Here is a 3,549-nt window from a genome sequence, read left to right as displayed (position 1 = left end):
TCTCCCACGGAGAGGGTTGGGGAGAGGCTTTATAACTTTATAAAAATGAGATATCGGGTTATCCTATTTATTTGTGTGTTGCAAACCCTGTTTGCATATGCTGTGGGCGCGGAGACTCACTTTATGCTCACCTTGAATGAGCAATGGAAATTCTCGACGGGCGATTCATCCGTATGGGCCACTACGGAATTCGACGATAACCAATGGGGCACTATCTCTTCCAGACAATACTGGGAAGAACAGGGTTATGACGGCTATGACGGTTATGGTTGGTACAGGCAGCATTTCAAGATTTCCGAGGATTGGAAACCGATCGTAACGAATGCTGGAGGTTTATATATAAGATATGAATTTGCCGATGACGTGGATGAGGTTTTTGTCAACGGGGTCTCTGTCGGTAGGATGGGAGAGTTTCCACCGGAATATAAAGTTATTTATGGCGGTATGCGTAAATACAAGATCAGCCCGGAACTGTTGCGATTCGGTGAAGAGAATCTCATTGCCATCCGGGTGTACGACAACGGTGGTGCAGGAGGGTTGAAGACAGAAAATATACTCCTGCAATCCATAACTCCGATGGACGATCTGATGCTGGATATTCGTTGTGACGATAGCGACTGGGTATTCGAAAATACGGAGACAATCGATTTCCGTGTATGTCCGAAACAGCCGCTTGTGGCAGGAGGGGAATTTAATCTCGTTTGCAACGTGACGACGGACACCTATCTCCCGGTAGACTCTTTTGTGTACCGGGTGAAAGGAGATTTTGAGCAACCCGTCTCTTTCGTTCCGCCGGCTCCGGGTTTTTACCGGATTACTTTGTATGGAGAACAACAAGGTGTAAAAAGCGATTTTCTGAAATTTAATATGGGATATTGCCCGGAACAGATTATTTCTCCCGTCGATGTCGAACCCGATTTCGACCAGTTCTGGGAAACTACGCTGAAAGAGCTTTCCGAAGTTGTTCCCGATTACCGCATGACTTTACTGGAAGAGAAGTCACAAGGAGCCAAAAACATCTACCGGGTGGAAATGTATTCGTTAGGAAATGTCCGTATCGAAGGGTATTACGCCGTTCCCAAGCAAAAGGGCAAGTTTCCGTCTGTCATCTCTTTTCTGGGCTATGGTTCCGGGGGTGGTTTTCCTCGTCCGGATAATCTGCCCGGCTTTTGCGAGTTTATCCTTTCCACCAGAGGGCAAGGCATTCAGCTTCCTGTCAACATCTATGGCAAATGGATCGTACACGGGCTGGAAGATAAATCACAATACTATTATCGGGGGGGCATTTATGGATTTGGTGCGTGGGATCGACTTCCTGTGTTCACGTCCGGAGGTGGACACGGAGAAGATTTTTGCCGAAGGCGGAAGTCAGGGCGGAGCTTTTACGCTGGCAGCCTGTGCACTGGATAGACGCATCTGTGCGGCAGCACCTTACATCCCTTTCCTGTCGGATTTTGAGGATTATTTTAAGATCGCACCCTGGCCGCGTAGTGTGTTCGAAGAGTATCTGCGTAGCCATGAGGAGAGTAGTTGGGACGAAATATACCGGTTGCTTTCCTATTTCGACAGTAAGAATCTGGCACCGCGTATTACGTGTCCCATCATCATGGGCGTAGGGTTGCAAGATAATATTTGCCCTCCCCATATCAATTTTTCCGGCTACAATCAGGTGAAGTCTCCTAAGCGTTATTATATCTATTACGATAAAGAACATACGGTTGGGAAGAGTTGGTGGACAATCAGAAATAACTTTTTCCGTAGTTTTTGCAACTGAATCTAATTTATGTATACCAAAATATTGTTCTTGTCATATTTTGGTATACATAGATTATATTTTTGCATAAGCGGATTCTTTTTTGGGCTTATTTTGCTTCTGTCAAGAAAGCTAAATTGTTTAATTAAAGAATCTGTGAATACAATGAAAAGTCACCCTTTACTCATCTTATTAATAATTATTCCCACTTGTCTTTTCGCCGGAAATCCGGATAAGGTATCTCTGGTAGATATGTTCATGGGGGTAAAGAACAGCAGTAATTGTGTAATTGGCCCTCAGTTGCCGCATGGCTCTGTGAACCCGGCGCCGCAAACTCCCAACGGCGGTCACAACGGATACGATGAAAACGATGTGATTCGCGGATTCGGACAGCTGCATGTTTCCGGCATTGGCTGGGGACGCTACGGACAGGTGTTTATCTCTCCGCAGGTCGGTTTCAAACCCGGCGAGACGGAACACGACTCTCCTAAGTCCGATGAAGTGGCTACGCCCTATTATTATAAGGTAAATTTGGACCGCTATAAGATAAAAACCGAAATAACCCCCACTCACCACAGTGTGTACTACCGCTTCACCTATCCGAAATCCGGTAACAAGAATATCCTTTTGGATATGAAACACAACATTCCGCAGCACATTGTCCCCATAGTGAAAGGTACTTTTCTGGGAGGGAATATCGAATACGACAAGGCATCGGGCTTGCTGACCGGTTGGGGCGAATACGCCGGAGGTTTCGGAAGCGCAGCTCCCTACAAAGTGTTTTTTGCCATGCGTCCGGATGTGAAATTGAAGGAGGTGAAAGTCACCGATAAGGGGACGAAGGCTCTGTATGCCCGTTTGAGTTTGCCGGAAGAGGCTGAAACTGTCCATCTGGGCATCGGCGTTTCACTCAGAAGTGTGGAGAATGCATGTAAATATCTGGAACAGGAGATCGGTGCGCGTAGCTTCGACGAGGTGAAGCGTGTGGCGAAATCTGCTTGGGAGGATGTGTTTGCCACTATCGATGTAAAAGGGGGAACCCAAGAAGAGCAGCGTCTGTTCTATACAGCCATGTATCATAGTTTTGTGATGCCCCGCGATCGTACGGGCGACAATCCCCGTTGGACGAGTGGACAACCTCATCTTGACGATCATTTCTGCGTGTGGGATACATGGCGCACCAAGTATCCTTTGATGATGCTTGTCAATGAGAGTTTCGTGGCAAAAACGGTGAATTCTTTTATAGACCGTTTCGCTCACGACGGAGAGTGTACTCCGACCTTTACCAGCTCTCTGGAATGGGAGATGAAACAGGGCGGAGATGACGTGGACAATATCATAGCCGATGCTTTCGTGAAAAACCTGAAAGGATTCGACCGCCAGAAGGCGTATGAACTGGTGAAATGGAATGCGTTTCATGCCCGTGACAGCCTTTACCTGAAAAAGGGATGGATTCCTGAAACGGGAGCAAGGATGAGTTGCAGCTACACTATGGAGTATGCCTACAATGACGATTGCGGTGCACGTATTGCAAGGATAATGAAGGATGATGAGACGGCGGACTATCTGGAAAACCGTTCCCAACAGTGGGTGAATTTGTTTAATCCGAATCTGGAAAGTCATGGTTTCAATGGCTTTGTCGGTCCGCGCAAAGAGAACGGCGAATGGATCGGTATCGATCCGGCGTTGCGCTACGGTCCGTGGGTGGAATATTTCTACGAAGGTAATTCTTGGGTGTACACATTGTTCGCTCCTCATCAGTTCAGTCGTCTGATCCGTCTTTGCGGAGGGAAAGA

3 protein-coding genes are annotated in these 3,549 nt (G+C 47.1%); all 3 read left to right on the top strand.

From position 1 onward, the window contains the following. Nucleotides 1–1,410: acetylxylan esterase (locus QVP90_RS19215; RefSeq protein ID WP_288204931.1), on the top strand; the 1,410-nt coding region annotated here is incomplete at its 5' end. Next, a complete protein-coding gene (locus QVP90_RS19210) occupies nucleotides 1,298–1,774 on the top strand; it encodes an acetylxylan esterase (protein ID WP_288204934.1) in 477 nt (158 codons plus the stop codon). The genes QVP90_RS19215 and QVP90_RS19210, both read left to right, overlap by 113 nt. Nucleotides 1,775–1,918: 144 nt before the next feature. After that, nucleotides 1,919–3,549 (top strand): glycoside hydrolase domain-containing protein (locus tag QVP90_RS19205; RefSeq protein ID WP_288204930.1); only part of this gene is annotated, 1,631 nt, incomplete at its 3' end.

It is taken from the genome of Bacteroides sp. CAG:189, from assembly GCF_000432295.1.
GTDB classification, from domain to species: domain Bacteria; phylum Bacteroidota; class Bacteroidia; order Bacteroidales; family Bacteroidaceae; genus Bacteroides; species Bacteroides salyersiae.
The sequence above is the reverse complement of the archived record's forward strand: the minus strand, read 5'-3'. Positions and strand labels throughout refer to the sequence as shown.